The 784-nt window shown below is 75.1% G+C and carries 1 protein-coding gene; it reads left to right on the plus strand.

The window, feature by feature from the left end; genetic code table 11:
- The coding region (locus tag V7E46_RS29265; RefSeq protein WP_333771254.1) for a threonine/serine exporter family protein at positions 1-784 on the plus strand (784 nt) is incomplete at both ends.

Consider the following 784-nt stretch of genomic DNA (forward strand, 5'->3'; position numbering starts at 1 on the left):
CCGCCGCCCCCCCCCCCCCCCCCCGCCCCCCCCCGCCCCGCCCCCCCCCCCCCCCCCCCCCCCCCGATGGGGGTGCTGGTGGAGCTGGCGCGCTGGATCCCGGGCGCCGCGGGCGTCCAGTCCTCCGCGGTCATCACCGGCGGGCTGTTCGCGCTGCTGCCCGGCCGCGCCCTGGTCGCCGCCGTCCAGGACGGCCTGACCGGCTTCTACATCACCGCCTCGGCCCGGCTGCTCGAAGTGATCTACCTCGTCGTCGGCATCGTCATCGGCGTCACCCTGATCCTCTACGCCGGCGTCAAACTCGGCGCCGACCTCAACCCCGACCAGGCGATCCGCGCGTACGACCACCCGTGGGTGCAGCTCGTCGCCGCGATGGTGCTGACGCTTGCCTTCGCCGTGCTGCTCCAGTGCGAGCGGGCGGTGCTGCTGCTCGCCACCCTCAACGGGGGCGTCGCCTGGACGGTCTACGGCGTCCTGCACCAGCAGGCCGGCGGCAACCAGGTCGGCGCCACCGCGGCGGCGGCCGGGCTGGTCGGGCTCTTCGGCCAGCTCATGGCCCGCTACCGGTACGTGTCCGTCCTGCCGTACGTGACGGCGGCGATCGGGCCGCTGCTGCCCGGCTCCGCCACGTACTTCGGCCTGCTGGCGTTCACCCAGAACCACACCGACCAGGGCTTCACGCAGCTCACGCGGGCCGCTGCCATCGCGCTGGCGCTGGCCATCGGGGTCAACCTCGGCAATGAGATCGCCCGCCTCGCGCTGCCCTCCCCCGGCCCCACCACCC

Origin of the sequence: Streptomyces sp. IBSBF 2435 (assembly GCF_036815005.1) — a bacterium.
In the GTDB taxonomy this organism is placed as follows: Bacteria; Actinomycetota; Actinomycetes; order Streptomycetales; family Streptomycetaceae; genus Actinacidiphila.